Origin of the sequence: Ruegeria marina, assembly GCF_900101475.1 — a bacterium.
GTDB classification, from domain to species: Bacteria; Pseudomonadota; Alphaproteobacteria; order Rhodobacterales; family Rhodobacteraceae; genus Ruegeria_B; species Ruegeria_B marina.
On sequence record NZ_FMZV01000016.1, the window covers coordinates 47,473 to 59,991 of the forward strand.

Below are 12,519 nucleotides of genomic sequence, written 5' to 3' on the forward strand. Positions count from 1 at the left end.
GCAGGTCAAAGGATCAGCCATGTCAGCCCCCCGATGATCAGCGCCATCACCACGATGAACAGCGAAAACCCGATGTTGCGCGCCTTGCGGCGCGCCTCGCGCGGCGACAGGCGCGGCGCGGAATGGGGTAGGGCGCTTGCGGTCTCGATCGGCGATCCAGACCAGTCGGTGCCCGCTTCACGATATTCTCCCACCCGCTCAACCGTGTCCGGCAAGGCGGTTTCAACCGGTTTTTCGCCGAACGCGCGGCTGCGCAGCAGCAGCATCCAGCCCTTGTGCGCGGCCAGCGCGGCTCGATCCAGCTGATCCTCGGAGATCCCGCAACCCTCTGTCAGATAACCATAAAGACCAAGTTCTTCGAGATCGGAGACCGGGAAGACCTCGACATGATCCATGTCGAGCGCATCGAGACCCAGAAGCTGCGCCACCGCGCCCGGCTCACGCAGGAACCGCGCTTCCTCGGGTCGCATGTTCAGGGCGTAAAGGCGGATCAGGCCGCGCTCGTTCTGGGGGACGCTCAGCCGGGTCATGCCGCCCCGCGCAGGTTGCGGGCCAACAGCTCCATCGCCGCCATGCGCACGGCGACACCCATCTCAACCTGCTCCTGGATCACCGACCGGTTGATGTCATCCGCCAGGGTCCCATCAATCTCGACTCCCCGATTCATCGGCCCCGGATGCATCACGATCGCATCCGCCTTGGCCAGTCCCAGCTTCTCGCGGTCGAGCCCGTAGCGGTGGTAATACTCGCGTTCGGACGGGATGAAACCGCCATCCATCCGCTCTTTCTGAAGCCGCAGCATCATTACCACATCGACGTCTTTCAGGCCCTCGCGCATGTCGTCATAGACCTCGGCGCCGAACTCGGCGAACTGTCCGGGAACCAGCGTCGGCGGGCCGATCAGGCGAATGCGGTTTTCCATTTTTCCCAGCAAAATCAAGTTTGAACGCGCCACCCGGCTGTGCGCGATGTCACCGCAGATGGCGATGTTCAGCCGGTGCAGCCGCCCCTTGGCGCGGCGGATCGTCAGCGCGTCGAGCAAAGCCTGGGTCGGATGCTCGTGCCGCCCGTCGCCCGCGTTCAGCACCGCGCAATTGACCTTTTGCGCCAGCAGGTCCACCGCGCCCGAATGCGGGTGCCGCACCACCAGCAGGTCGGGATGCATGGCGTTCAGCGTCATCGCCGTGTCGATCAGCGTCTCGCCCTTCTTGATCGAACTGGCCTGCATCGACATGTTCATCACGTCGGCGCCGAGCCGCTTGCCCGCCAGTTCGAAACTGGCCTGCGTGCGGGTGGAGTTTTCGAAGAACATGTTGATCTGGGTTAGCCCCGACAGCACGTCGGAATGCTTGGCCGATTGCCGGTTCAGGTCCACATAGGTTTCGGCCAGGTCCAGAATGGCGGTGATATCGGCGGGAGACAGCTGTTCGATGCCAAGCAGGTGTCGGTGGGCAAATGACATGGGCGGCTCCGGTCAGGCGATTGTGCCGCTTATAGAAAGCACGCGGGCCGGGGGCAATATGGCTATGACCTCAGTCGGCGGGGGCGCATCCGCCCTCGGGCAGGCAGGTCTCGCCCGGCTTGCACCATTTGCCGCGCCCGCAATCGACCGCCAGTTGTGGCACACAGCCCCGTTCGGCCGAGCATTTGAAACCGGGCCGGCATTGCGAGCCGGTCTCTTCGCACAGGAACCACCCGACCCGACTGCACCCGCCACCCGGCAGGCATTGGGTGCCGGCCGGGCAGATCCGCCCGTCCTTGCAGGGCGGGTTTTCGGGTAGGGTCAGCTCCGGTTTCGGCAGGGGGACACATTCGCCAGAAACGGAACAGGTCATGCCAGGCCCGCAGGTCAGGCCGGTCTGGCATTTGCCGCTTCCCTTGGGGGCGCATCTGGTGCCCCCGGCGACGCAGTCCTCGAACGGTCCGCAAGAGCGTCCGCCGCCGCAATAGGTGCCGCCCAGAGGGATGCAATAGCCATCCCAGCTACAGGTTTGCGACAGGCCACAGCAGTTCGAAGCTCCGCATTGGGTGGTGCCCGCCGGACATTCCGCCGCCCGGGCACCATGAAACGGGGCGACAAGCAACGCGATCAGGAAAAGGCGCAGGAGATGGATCATGCCCCTATGCTCGACGGCCCGGCCCTCGCTGTCCAGCGGCAATCCGCTTTCCCTTGCCGCGCAGACGGTTAGATTGGAGGGTATGGAATCGGCACTTGATCCTCATGCGGCGCTGGCCCTGCTGGAATGGCAGGTCGAACTGGGCGTGACCGATGCGATCGGTGACACGCCGGTGGACCGCTATGCCCTGCCGGATACCGCGCCCCGCCCTGAGCGGCCCGTTGCAGCGGTGGCCACCCAGGCTGTACCGCCGCAAAAGGCACCGGAGACCGACCCGGTGCAAGAGGCCCGCAAGTCGGCAGTGCGCGCGGCGTCCTTGCCCGCGCTGCGCGAGGCAATGGCTGGTTTCGACCATTGCGAGTTGAAGAAGGGGGCGCGCAACCTGGTTTTCGCTGACGGGATTCCGGGGGCGCGCGTGATGATCATCGGCGAGGCTCCAGGCCGGGAAGAGGATCGCGAAGGCAGGCCGTTTGTCGGCCGCGCGGGCCAGTTGCTCGACCGGATGCTGGCGGCGATCGGCCTCGACCGCGAGCAGAATGTCTATATCACGAACGTCCTGCCCTGGCGGCCGCCGCAGAACCGTGACCCGTTGCCCATCGAGATCGCGATGATGAAGCCTTTCCTGGAGCGTCACGTCGCTTTGGCGCAACCACAGGTGCTGGTGCTGATGGGCAAGATCAGTTGCGATGCCGTATTGGGAAGGCAGAGCATAACCCGTCTGCGGGGCCAGTGGACACAGGCGATGAATCTGCAGGTTCTGCCGACGTTTCACCCCGCTTACCTCTTGCGTCAGCCACATATGAAGCGGCTGGCCTGGGCTGATCTTCTGGAACTCAAGGCAAAACTGAGGGAACAATGATGCGCATACTGGCCTTTTCCGATCTGCACATGGACCGTGCCCGGGCCGCCGACCTTGTCGCGGCGAGCCTTGAGGCCGATATCGTGATCGGAGCCGGGGATTATTGCAATGCGCGTCAAGGGCTGGATCAGGCGATGGCGATGCTGGCCGGGATCATGGTGCCACTGGTGCTGGTGCCCGGAAATGCCGAAAGCGCCGCCGAACTGGAAGCCGCAGCCCCCGAGGGTGTGCATGTGCTGCATGGATCCTCGGCCACGGTGGACGGGATAAGGATGTTCGGGCTGGGCTATGGCGTGCCACCCACGCCCTTTGGCGCCTGGTCCTGCGACATGACCGAGGGCGAGGCGGCCGAGATGCTGGCGCGTTGCAAATCCGCCGATATCCTGATCAGCCACTCTCCCCCCAAGGGATTCGGCGATGTCACCTCGGAGGGGAAATCGGTCGGTTCCACCGCGATCCGCGACGCAATCGAGCGGCTGCAACCGCGTCTGGCGCTCTGTGGCCATATCCACGACAGCTGGGGCGCGCGGGGCACCATGGGGCGGACGCGCCTGGCCAACCTTGGTCCCAAGGTGAACTGGTTCGAGTGGCCTGAATGATCGAACCTGTAACGCTGCTGACTTTTTTGCCCGCAGCGCTGGCGCTGAACCTGACACCGGGGGCGGACATGATGTTCTGCCTCGGACAGGGGCTTCGGTCGGGGCCGCGCGCGGCCTGGGCGGCAAGTGCGGGCATCTCGGCGGGCGGCATGGTGCATGTCACGCTCGCCGGGCTGGGTCTGGGCGCGGCGGTGCAGGCGATGCCCTGGCTTTTCGATGTCATCCGCTGGGTCGGGGTCGCCTATTTGCTCTGGTTGGCCTTTGGCGCCCTACGGCAGGGCGCGGTTCCGCCCGAAGCCCCGCCGCGCGCCGTGCGTCATGCCTTTCGCGACGGGATGTTGGTCAACCTGACCAATCCAAAGGTGATCCTGTTCGTGCTCGCCTTCATCTCTCAGTTCGTGTCGCCCGAGGCTGGCCCGATCCTGCCGCAGTTTCTGGTCTTTGGCGCCATCATCGGGCTGGGCGGGTTCGTCATCAACGGGCTTGTGGGGCGCTTTGCCGGCGGGCTTGGCCGATACCTGACTACCGCCCCGCGCCTGGGCCGCATTCTGGGCCGCGTGTCGGCAGGCATCTTTGCCGCGCTGGCGTTGCGTCTCGCCATTCTTGAAAGGACCTGATCGGATATGTCGCGCATCGACGAAAGCCTCGATTTCATTCCTGTCCGCATCGCGGTGTTGACGGTCTCGGATACCCGCTCCATCGAGGAGGACCGTTCCGGCCAGACGCTGGTCGACCGGATCGCGCGCGCAGGCCATGTGCTGGCCGACCGTCGAATAATCCGCGACGAACGCGCCCAGATCGCCGACCAGCTGCGCGCCTGGGTTGTGGATCCCGATGTTGATGTCATCATCTCGACCGGTGGTACCGGGCTGACCGGGCGCGACGTGACGGTCGAGGCGCATCGCGACGTCTATGAAAAGGAGATCGAGGCTTTCGCGACCGTCTTTACCCTGATCTCGATGGAAAAGATCGGCACCTCGGCCGTGCAGTCACGCGCCACGGGCGGCGTGGCGGGCGGCACCTATCTGTTCGCCTTGCCTGGCAGCCCCGGCGCCTGCAAGGATGCCTGGGACGGTATTCTCGAGAAACAGCTCGATTACCGGCATCGCCCCTGCAATTTTGTGGAAATCATGCCGCGATTGGACGAACACTTGCGACGGAAATAGGCCCCGCTCACGTTCTAGCGTCTCAGGCTTGGTAATTTTCCAGGTTCTCCTAGTTCTGTTATGATGCGGATCCAATCGATCGGAGTGCGGAAGACGATGCGATTTCTGCGGCAAAGCCTGTTCGGTGTGTTCCTCGCCTCCGTGGCTCTTGCCCTGCTGATATGGGCGGGCGAGCTGGTGAAGGATGCTGTCCAGGCGCGGTTGACGGCTGACAAGAAAGTGCCGTCGGCGAACGAGCGCGTCTTTGCCGTCAATGTGCAACTTGCCGAGAGTGGCACCGTCGTTCCGGTGCTCGAAGCATTCGGGCAGGTCAAGAGCCGGCGCACACTGGAATTGCGCAGCGCGATGGGTGGCCGGGTCGTCGGATTGTCGGAGAATTTTGTCGAGGGCGGTGTGGTTCGAGAGGGTGAGGTGCTGGTGCGCATCGACCCCGCGAAAGCACAGACCGAGCTGGACAGGGCCCGGTCGGACCTGATGGATGCCGAAGCCGAGGAACGCGATGCGGCACGGGCCCTGGTCCTTGCCCGGGACGAGTTGCAGGCGGCACAAGACCAGGCTGCCTTGCGTGCGCAGGCGATGAAGCGGCAGCAGGATCTGGTCGAGCGCGGCGTCGGCAGCGCGGCCACCGCCGAAACCGCCGAACTGGCCTATGCGCAGGCGCGCCAGGCCGTTCTGGCACGGCGTATAGCCGTGGCCCAGGCCGAGGCGCGCGTGGATCAGGCGGCGACACGACTGTCGCGGGCGCATCTTGCGCTGGATCTGGCAGAGCGTGATCTGGCCGAAACCGAAATCCTGGCAGGCTTTGATGGCACGCTCAGCGGTGTGACGCTGGTCGAGGGGCGGTTGGTTTCCGTCAATGAAAAACTGGCCGAGCTGGTGGACCCCGATGCGCTGGAGGTGGCCTTCCGTGTCTCGACCGCGCAATATTCGCGGTTGCTCGACGCATCCGGGCAGCTTGTCGGTGCACCTGTGATGGTGCACCTTGACGTCGCCGGTGCCGATCTGGTCGCCGAAGGCAGTATCAGCAGGGACAGCGTCGCCGCCGGCGAAGGGCAATCCGGCCGTGTCATTTATGCCCGGTTGACTTCGGCCCGGGGTTTCAAGCCTGGCGACTTCGTGACGGTTCAGGTCGATGAGCCGGCAATCGAGGATGTGGTTCGGTTGCCCGCTTCCGCGTTGGACGCGGCGGGTACGGTTCTTGTTCTGGATGCAGAGGACCGGCTGGAGGTGTTGCCCGTCACCCTGCTTCGGCGGCAGGAGGACAGCGTTCTGGTGCGCGGCGAAGGGCTTGAGGGCCGGGAAGTCGTGGTTGGCCGCACCCCCCTGCTGGGACCGGGGGTGAAGGTGAGGCCGCTTCGGATCGAAGCGCAGGCCAGGGAACCCGACCTGTCGTTGCTTGAATTGTCCGACGAGCGCAGGGCGCGGCTGGTGGCCCTTGTCGAAGACAACGACCGGATGCCGGCCGATGTCAAGGAACGGCTTTTGGGGCAGCTTGCGGAAACCCGCGTTCCGGCCCGTCTCGTGCAACGGCTGGAAGACCGGGCGGGGGGCTGACCGGCGATGGTCCGCGACATTCCCCAGGCGGCGGGCGGGTTGCTCAGCTACTTCACCCGGCACCGGACGGCGGCCAATCTCTTGCTGGTGATCCTGCTGGTGCTCGGAGCAGCCGCCATCCCCAACATGCGGGCGCAGTTCTTCCCGGACGTGATCGTGCAGAATGTCACGGTATCCGTGGAATGGGAGGGCGCGGGTCCCGAGGATGTCGACAGCGCCATCGTGCAGGTGCTGGAACCGGCGCTTCTGGCGGTCGATGGCGTGGAAAGCTCTTCCGCGGCCTCGCGCGAAGGCCGGGCACTGGTGACGCTCGAATTCGAACCGGGCTGGGACATGGCGCAGGCCGCGGATGATGTGCAGTCTGCGGTGGACGCGATAACGAACTTGCCGGACGATGCCGAAGAGCCGTCCGTCAGGCGTGGCGCCTGGCGGGACCGGGTGACTGACGTCGTGATCACCGGCCCGGTGTCACCCGGCCAATTGGCGCTTTATACCGACGAATTGATTGTCCGCCTGTTCGAAATCGGCGTGACCCGGACCACGATCCGGGGCCTTGCCGCGCCGCGCACGGTTGTCGAAGTGCCCTCGGCCAGGCTGATCGCCAATGATGTCACATTGTCCGAGATCGCCGAGGCGATTGCCGCGGAAGTGAATGCCGATCCGGCTGGCGACGTGAGCGGAGCCAACGCCCGGATTCGCACCGGCAGCGAAAAGCGGAGCCCCGAGGATCTCGCGGGGATCGTGCTGCGTTCAAACCCCGACGGATCGAAGCTGCGGATCTCCGACGTGGCGACGATCCGGGTCGAGGGGGTAACCCGGATCCGGTCTTACTGGGTCGGCGACCAGCCGGCGATGTCGATCCGTGTCGACCGCTCGGACCTGGGTGATGCGATCAAGGTTCAGCATGAGGTGGCCGAGGTCGTCGAGCGCATGCAGGCAAGCCTGCCTCCGGGCGTGACCATGGACCTGATCCGCACCCGCGCCGAAGCAATCACCGACCGCCTGAACATCCTGGTGGACAATGGGCTGATGGGGCTGGTCCTCGTGGTGCTTCTGCTGTTCCTGTTCCTGAACGCACGGATCGCCTTCTGGGTTGCGGCGGGAATACCCGCGTCGATGTTCGCTGCTATCGCTCTGATGTACGCCGCGGGTCTTACCATCAACATGGTTTCATTGTTCGGGCTGATCATCACGCTTGGGATCGTGGTGGACGATGCCATCGTTGTGGGCGAGCATGCCGATTTCCGGGCCCGGCGCTTGCGGGAACATCCCGTCGTCGCCGCGGAAACGGCCGCGCGGCGCATGGCGATGCCGGTCTTCGCCGCGACCCTGACCACCATCATCGCTTTCTTTGGTCTGACCTCCGTCGGCGGCCGGTTCGGCGAGTTGATCCGTGATATCCCCTTCACCGTGATCGCCGTACTGGCGGCTTCGCTGGTGGAATGTTTCCTGATCCTGCCCAACCACATGGCGCATGCAATCGCGCATTCGGCAAAGGAGCATTGGTACGACTGGCCCAACCGGATGGTGAACAGGGGGTTTCGCTGGATCCGCGACCACCTGTTCCGGCCTTTCGTCGGATGGGTCCTTAGGGCGCGCTATGTGGTTCTTGCCGGTACGGTTGCGGTACTTGCCAGCCAGGTGGCGCTGTTCATCAGCGGCGATGTGAACTGGCGGTTCTTCAACGCGCCCGAACGCGGTTCGGTGACCGGCAACTTCATCATGGTCGAAGGCGCGACCCGCGACGACACCATGGCGATGATGCGCGAATTGCAACGCGCAACCGAGGAATTGGGACGTGCCTACGAACAACACTATGGCCGGAACCCGGTCGACTACGTGTTGGCCGAGCTGGGCGGCAACGCCGGTCGCGATTTGCCGGGGGCGGACACAAAGGACGCGGACCTGCTTGGTGGCATCTCGATCGAATTGATCGATGCCGACGAGCGGCCATATTCGAGTTTTGCCTTTGTCGGCGAGTTGCAGGAAACGGTGAACCGTCATCCCAAGGTCGAAGCGCTCAGTTTCCGTGGGTGGCGCTCGGGTCCAGGCGGAGACGCGCTGGACGTGCAATTCTATGGCGCATCGGCTCAGGTCCTGAAATCCGCGTCCGAGGACCTTCAGGCCGCCCTGCTGCGCTATCCCGAAGTTTCGGCGGTCGAGGACGACCTCAGTTACGACAAGGAAGAAGTGGTACTGGACCTGACAGCGCAAGGGCATGCGCTGGGCTTTACCGTGGATACGCTCGGACGGGCCCTGAGGGCGCGGTTGAACGGGATCGAGGCCGCGACCTATCCCGATGGTCCGCGCAGCGCCGAAATACGCGTCGAATTGCCCGAGAACGAACTGACCGCTGATTTTCTGGAACGAACGCTGATGCGGGCGCCAGGCGGCATCTATGTGCCGCTGGCCGATATCGTCTCGGTCTCGCAGCGCACCGGATTTTCGACGGTCAAACGTGAAAACGGCATTCGTCTGATCTCGGTCACGGGCGATGTCTCGGAAGACGATCCCGCCCGCGCCGAGGAGATTTCCAGGGTTTTGGAAAACGAAATCCTGCCAAGAATCGCCAGCGAACGGCAGGTCGAATGGCGAATGTCTGGACTGAGCGAGCAGGAGGATACATTTCTGGCTGAGGCCGGAACCGGGCTGGTCCTTTGTCTGACAGGCATCTACCTCGTTCTGGCCTGGGTCTTTGCCAGCTGGACGCGGCCACTGGTGGTGATGGCGATCATCCCCTTCGGCCTCGTCGGAGCGATCTGGGGTCACTACATATGGGAGGTGCCGCTCAGCATGTTCACCGTGGTCGGACTCCTGGGCATGACGGGCATCATCATCAACGATTCCATCGTGCTGGTGACCACGATCGACGAATATGCCGAAACCCGGGGGCTAATGCCGTCTATCATCGACGCGACAGCGGACAGGTTGCGTCCTGTCCTGTTGACCTCTCTGACCACGGTCCTGGGGCTGGCCCCGCTGCTCTATGAAAGCTCTCAACAGGCGCAATTCCTGAAGCCAACCGTGATCACGCTCGTCTACGGCCTGGGTTTCGGGGTGATTCTGGTGTTGCTGGTGGTCCCGGCCCTTCTGGCCGTGCAGCGGGATCTGTCGCGCCCGATGGTAGCTTTGCGGCGGGCCTTGCGCGGGTCGGACCGGCTGGCGCGCTGGGCCGTGCTGGCGAGCGGACTTGCGACACTCGTCCTGCTTGCCGTGACCGTTGGGTGGGTGGCTGTCACCGGCGCGCTGCCTGACAGGCTGGTTCAGGCTGTTCCCGCTTTGGCGGAGAAGGCGGCGATGCCTGTGGGAGTGGGATTGTTCATTGCCGGGGCATTTGTGGTCTGTCTGCTGGCGATGGCGATCTCGGCGGTTTTGCTGTCCCGGCGCGCCCGCCATTAGCGTGGTAGCCTTCAGCCCCTGCGCCGCGCGAGGTCGAGCAGCTCTCCCACGCGATCAAGCAGCGGCAAGGCGCCGTTGAGAACTTCGGCCACCGGCAACCACCGCGCATCCATGGCATCGTCGCCCGCACGGGGAGCGCCATCGACATATCGGCACAGAACGCTGACCAACAGGTAATGCGCCAGTGTTTCGCCTGCATCGTCGCGCCGTATCAGGTCGAAATGAGTCAGGTAGCGCTGCGGCCGGGCCAGGATACCGGTTTCCTCGAACAGTTCCCGCACTGCCGCATCGCGAACCGTTTCGCCCCATTCCACATGGCCACCGGGAAAACCCCACAGTCCGCGCCCTGGATCCTTGCCGCGCTGCGCGAGCAGGACATGGTCGTCATGGATGACAACGGCGAGAGCGCCGATCAGCGGCCGTTGATCCATAAGTCACCCCGGCAGGCAACCTTGGATATCGACGGCGTGTTTGCTGCCGAGCACCGTTATCCGCATCTGCGACCGGTCCAGAGCGAACGCGCCACCTGCGGCGTTCAGTATCTCGGAGCGCGCATAGAGCGTGTTTCCCTGCCGGCGGGTCTCGGCCTCGGTGACCCATAATGTTGGATCGCTCGGTTCGAATACGGCAAGCTCATCGCTGCCGGCAGATGGCACGGTGATCTCGGCCTCGATCTGCATGCCGTTGCGTGTTGGCGTCAGACGGCAGGTTGCCGACCTGACACCCGCTTCGGCCGCCGAATAGGGGCGCTGCGCCAGGGCTGCGGCAATCGCCGGGTGGCGCGGAGCATCGGCATTCAGGGTATGATCTATGCCGCGGCTTGCGGGCACGCAGATATCCTTGCAGACGCCGAAGTCCATTTCGCCCTTCAGGTGAACGGGCCGCCCCGCGTTTTCCGGCGTGATCTCGATGGGCAGAATCAGTTGGTCCTTGTACCCGATCGAACGCAGGCCACTTTGTTCGAACACATGCGGGACAGGCCAGGTAATGGACAGTTCGCCGACATTGCGCGATCCGCGCCAATCAAAGCTGGGTGGTATTCCCGCCTCGCCCGGGGCGCGCCAGTAGGTTTTCCAGCCATCGGCAAGAGTCATCCGGATCGCGCCCAGGAAGGTGCCCCGTGCCGTCATGCCGCCATCCAGGATCTCGATCTGAACAAGGTCATCCAATCCACCCGCGGCGACCGGGGCGGCAACCGGGGAGGTCAGGGCGACAAGGGCAAGTGCCTGGATCATGCTTCGGGTCATTTCATATAGATGCGCCCGCCGCAGCCATTTGCCAAGTCACGATCGGTTCAGAATGCGCAATTTCAATGCGACGGCGGGGCAATCGCTTGCACCTTGCGGCGCCGAACCCCATTGTTGAGGGACAAGGAGACAAGAGGCCCAATGTTAGACCTGACCGGAAAGCTGTTGATCGCCATGCCCGGCATGGGCGACCCCCGCTTTGATCGTGCCGTCATCTTCATGTGCAGCCATGGCGAGGACGGTGCCATGGGACTGATCGTGAACAAACCCGCCGATCTGCGCCTTTCGGCGCTCCTGTCCCAGATGGATATCGCCTGCGATATCCAATCGGTAGCCGACTCGCGGGTCCGGTTCGGCGGACCAGTCGAAATGGGCCGGGGATTCGTGCTGCATTCCTCCGACTACTCGGCAAGCCTGCATTCGCTGAAAGTGTCGGAAGCGTTCAGCATGACCGCGACGCTCGACATTCTCGAAGACATAGCCAGCGGGCAGGGGCCGATGCGCCGCTCCCTGATGCTGGGATACTCGGGATGGGGCCCCGGGCAACTCGAGAGCGAGATCGGGGAAAATGGCTGGCTCACGGCTGACGCCGATCCAGATCTGGTATTCGACACACCGGACGAGGAGAAATGGGACGCGGCGCTGAAGTCTCTGGGTATCGACCCGCTCCTGTTGTCGGCCAGCGCTGGCCACGCCTGAACCGCGGGCCGGCGGTGCCAGCTTGTTCTTGCTCCTCCAAGCCGGGTTTGACACTGGAAACCGTTCGGTCACATTTCATCGGAGAGTGCGAGGTTCAACGCAGCCGCGACATGGGCCGCTGACGGATTGACGAACAGATGTCCGCCAGCGCTGAAGGTCTCTTCGTCCACATGGTCCGGAAAGGCGAGGGGCAGTTCGGTGCAGGCCAGCAGAATTGCCGTACCCGGCGCAGCATGCCTGTCGCAGAATGCCAGAAGCCTGTCCCGCGCACGGGGTGAGACTCCGGCATAAAGGTCTTCGTCGATCAGCGCCTGCATCTCGGTTATCTCGTCGTCATCAAGCCTGTCGTTGGCCGCAATCCCGTGGCGGGACAGCGATTGCGCATAGTCGCTGGCCTGCATGGTCACGGCTGTACCAAGAACCAGCGCGTGCGTGGCGCCGGTCAGCGCCGTGGCCTCGGCCGTCGCATCGAATATCGACAGGATTGGCATCCTTACGCCTTGCCGGATCGCGTGCAGTCTTGCGTGGGGTGTGTTCGAGGCGATGACCGCGAAATCGCAGCCGGCGGTCTGAAGTGTGAGCAACGCGTCGCGGAAAATGGCGTCGAAACCGGACCAGCTGCGTTCGTCTCCGAACCTGCCGCGCAGGGCACGTGTCTGGGCCTGAGTAACGGATTCGATGGTCATTCGCGGCACCGGCAACGGCGGAACATGTCCCCGCTCTGCAAAGAACCGCCCGGCACCCTGCGCAATGGCGCGATAGTAGTCGATTGTCGACGGCCAGCCGACGCCACCCAGAATGCCGATTTTCTTCATGTCGCGTCCTTTCTGTACATCTGCGCCGCGGTTGATCCTCGCGCGCGGCGCAGGCAATTGCCAG

The 12,519-nt window shown here is 64.0% G+C and carries 13 protein-coding genes; 7 read left to right on the forward strand and 6 right to left on the reverse strand.

Annotation, left to right across the window (positions count from 1 at the left end):
* Positions 1 to 5: 5 nt before the first annotated feature.
* The 3 genes from BLT75_RS18715 to BLT75_RS18725 form a co-directional block, all read right to left on the reverse strand.
* Positions 6 to 530, reverse strand: coding sequence for a hypothetical protein (locus tag BLT75_RS18715; protein ID WP_093035473.1), 525 nt, complete (start codon positions 528 to 530; stop codon positions 6 to 8).
* Entirely contained in the window at positions 527 to 1,462 is a 936-nt protein-coding gene (locus BLT75_RS18720; RefSeq protein ID WP_093035476.1) for an aspartate carbamoyltransferase catalytic subunit, read from the reverse strand. The genes BLT75_RS18715 and BLT75_RS18720 overlap by 4 nt, the downstream gene beginning before the upstream one ends.
* Before the next feature lie 70 nt (positions 1,463 to 1,532).
* Positions 1,533 to 2,117 carry a scavenger receptor class F, member 2 gene (locus tag BLT75_RS18725; protein WP_093035721.1) on the reverse strand — a complete coding sequence of 195 codons (585 nt, stop codon included), beginning with the start codon at positions 2,115 to 2,117 and terminating at the stop codon, positions 1,533 to 1,535.
* Between the two features lie 82 nt (positions 2,118 to 2,199).
* Here BLT75_RS18725 and BLT75_RS18730 point away from each other — a divergent pair, with 82 nt between their 5' ends.
* The 6 genes from BLT75_RS18730 to BLT75_RS18755 all read left to right on the forward strand — a co-directional run bounded on the left by BLT75_RS18730 (position 2,200) and on the right by BLT75_RS18755 (position 9,694).
* A complete protein-coding gene (locus tag BLT75_RS18730) occupies positions 2,200 to 2,976 on the forward strand; it encodes a uracil-DNA glycosylase (RefSeq protein ID WP_093035479.1) in 777 nt (258 codons plus the stop codon).
* The gene (locus BLT75_RS18735; protein ID WP_093035724.1) at positions 2,976 to 3,575 is read left to right on the forward strand and encodes a metallophosphoesterase family protein; all 600 of its coding nucleotides are present in this window, start codon (positions 2,976 to 2,978) and stop codon (positions 3,573 to 3,575) included. The genes BLT75_RS18730 and BLT75_RS18735 overlap by 1 nt, the downstream gene beginning before the upstream one ends.
* Positions 3,572 to 4,192 (forward strand): LysE family translocator, encoded by a 621-nt coding sequence (locus BLT75_RS18740; protein WP_093035482.1) that lies wholly within the window; start codon positions 3,572 to 3,574, stop codon positions 4,190 to 4,192. Before BLT75_RS18735 ends, BLT75_RS18740 begins: the two co-directional genes overlap by 4 nt.
* 6 nt (positions 4,193 to 4,198) lie before the next feature.
* A complete protein-coding gene (gene moaB / locus BLT75_RS18745; RefSeq protein WP_093035485.1) occupies positions 4,199 to 4,741 on the forward strand; it encodes a molybdenum cofactor biosynthesis protein B in 543 nt (180 codons plus the stop codon).
* Between the two features lie 96 nt (positions 4,742 to 4,837).
* Positions 4,838 to 6,295, forward strand: a complete 1,458-nt coding sequence (locus tag BLT75_RS18750; RefSeq protein ID WP_093035727.1) for an efflux RND transporter periplasmic adaptor subunit — start codon at positions 4,838 to 4,840, stop codon at positions 6,293 to 6,295.
* Between the two features lie 6 nt (positions 6,296 to 6,301).
* Positions 6,302 to 9,694 (forward strand): efflux RND transporter permease subunit, encoded by a 3,393-nt coding sequence (locus BLT75_RS18755; RefSeq protein ID WP_093035488.1) that lies wholly within the window; start codon positions 6,302 to 6,304, stop codon positions 9,692 to 9,694.
* Between the two features lie 11 nt (positions 9,695 to 9,705).
* Here BLT75_RS18755 and BLT75_RS18760 read toward each other — a convergent pair whose 3' ends face one another.
* A complete protein-coding gene (locus tag BLT75_RS18760; RefSeq protein WP_093035491.1) occupies positions 9,706 to 10,125 on the reverse strand; it encodes an NUDIX hydrolase in 420 nt (139 codons plus the stop codon).
* Positions 10,126 to 10,128: 3 nt separating this feature from the next.
* Positions 10,129 to 10,929, reverse strand: a complete 801-nt coding sequence (locus BLT75_RS18765) for a protein-disulfide reductase DsbD domain-containing protein (protein WP_342727917.1) — start codon at positions 10,927 to 10,929, stop codon at positions 10,129 to 10,131.
* Positions 10,930 to 11,082: 153 nt separating this feature from the next.
* Between BLT75_RS18765 and BLT75_RS18770 the strand changes: the two genes are divergently transcribed.
* Positions 11,083 to 11,640 carry a YqgE/AlgH family protein gene (locus tag BLT75_RS18770; protein WP_093035497.1) on the forward strand — a complete coding sequence of 186 codons (558 nt, stop codon included), beginning with the start codon at positions 11,083 to 11,085 and terminating at the stop codon, positions 11,638 to 11,640.
* Positions 11,641 to 11,708: 68 nt separating this feature from the next.
* On the opposite strand, the gene BLT75_RS18775 is transcribed toward BLT75_RS18770, so the two are convergent.
* Entirely contained in the window at positions 11,709 to 12,455 is a 747-nt protein-coding gene (locus tag BLT75_RS18775; RefSeq protein WP_093035730.1) for an aspartate/glutamate racemase family protein, read from the reverse strand.
* Between the last annotated feature and the right edge of the window lie 64 nt (positions 12,456 to 12,519).

Coding starts and splice junctions, on each gene's coding strand:
- BLT75_RS18755 (WP_093035488.1), top strand. CDS start 6,302: ATGGTCCGCGACATTCCCCAGGCGGCGGGCGGGTTGCTCAGCTACTTC.
- BLT75_RS18775 (WP_093035730.1), bottom strand. CDS start 12,455: ATGAAGAAAATCGGCATTCTGGGTGGCGTCGGCTGGCCGTCGACAATC.
- BLT75_RS18720 (WP_093035476.1), bottom strand. CDS start 1,462: ATGTCATTTGCCCACCGACACCTGCTTGGCATCGAACAGCTGTCTCCC.
- BLT75_RS18760 (WP_093035491.1), bottom strand. CDS start 10,125: ATGGATCAACGGCCGCTGATCGGCGCTCTCGCCGTTGTCATCCATGAC.
- BLT75_RS18765 (WP_342727917.1), bottom strand. CDS start 10,929: ATGATCCAGGCACTTGCCCTTGTCGCCCTGACCTCCCCGGTTGCCGCC.
- BLT75_RS18735 (WP_093035724.1), top strand. CDS start 2,976: ATGCGCATACTGGCCTTTTCCGATCTGCACATGGACCGTGCCCGGGCC.
- BLT75_RS18770 (WP_093035497.1), top strand. CDS start 11,083: ATGTTAGACCTGACCGGAAAGCTGTTGATCGCCATGCCCGGCATGGGC.
- BLT75_RS18725 (WP_093035721.1), bottom strand. CDS start 2,117: ATGATCCATCTCCTGCGCCTTTTCCTGATCGCGTTGCTTGTCGCCCCG.
- moaB (WP_093035485.1), top strand. CDS start 4,199: ATGTCGCGCATCGACGAAAGCCTCGATTTCATTCCTGTCCGCATCGCG.
- BLT75_RS18740 (WP_093035482.1), top strand. CDS start 3,572: ATGATCGAACCTGTAACGCTGCTGACTTTTTTGCCCGCAGCGCTGGCG.
- BLT75_RS18730 (WP_093035479.1), top strand. CDS start 2,200: ATGGAATCGGCACTTGATCCTCATGCGGCGCTGGCCCTGCTGGAATGG.
- BLT75_RS18750 (WP_093035727.1), top strand. CDS start 4,838: ATGCGATTTCTGCGGCAAAGCCTGTTCGGTGTGTTCCTCGCCTCCGTG.
- BLT75_RS18715 (WP_093035473.1), bottom strand. CDS start 530: ATGACCCGGCTGAGCGTCCCCCAGAACGAGCGCGGCCTGATCCGCCTT.